Here is a 641-nt window from a genome sequence, read left to right as displayed (position 1 = left end):
CAGGCCGAGGAACCGTGGTTCCAGACCGAATGGGCCTTTGCCGAAAAAGCCGGCAAGGAACATGGCTTTACCGTGATCAAGATCGCCGTGCCCGATGGCGAGAAAACCCTCTCGGCCATCGACAGCCTGGCTGCCAACGGCGCCAAGGGCTTTGTGATCTGCCCGCCGGACGTGTCCCTGGGCCCGGCCATCGTCGCCAAGGCCAAGGCCAATGGCCTGAAAGTCATGGCGGTGGATGACCGCTTTGTCGATGCCAAGGGCAACTTCATGGAGGACGTGCCGTACCTGGGCATGGCCGCGTTTGAAGTGGGCCAGAAACAAGGTGCCGCCATGGCCGCCGAAGCGAAAAAACGCGGTTGGGACTGGAAGGACACCTACGCGGTGATCAACACCTTCAATGAACTCGACACCGGCAAGAAACGCACCGATGGCTCGATCAAATCCCTGGAAGAAGCCGGCATTCCCAAGGACCACATCCTCACCGCTGCGCTGAAAACCCTCGACGTCCCCGGCAGCATGGACGCCACCAACTCGGCGCTGGTCAAGCTGCCCAGCGGCGCGAAAAACCTGATCATCGGCGGCATGAACGACAACACCGTATTGGGCGGCGTACGCGCCACCGAAAGCGCCGGCTTCAAGGC

The 641-nt window shown here is 61.6% G+C and carries 1 protein-coding gene; it reads left to right on the top strand.

Annotation, left to right across the window (positions count from 1 at the left end; translation table 11 throughout):
• Positions 1-641 (top strand): substrate-binding domain-containing protein (locus J1G35_RS30630; protein ID WP_223016875.1); only part of this gene is annotated, 641 nt, incomplete at both ends.

Origin of the sequence: Pseudomonas sp. SH10-3B (assembly GCF_019891415.1) — a bacterium.
Taxonomy (GTDB): Bacteria; Pseudomonadota; Gammaproteobacteria; order Pseudomonadales; family Pseudomonadaceae; genus Aquipseudomonas.
This window is presented reverse-complemented; position numbering and strand designations above follow the sequence as displayed.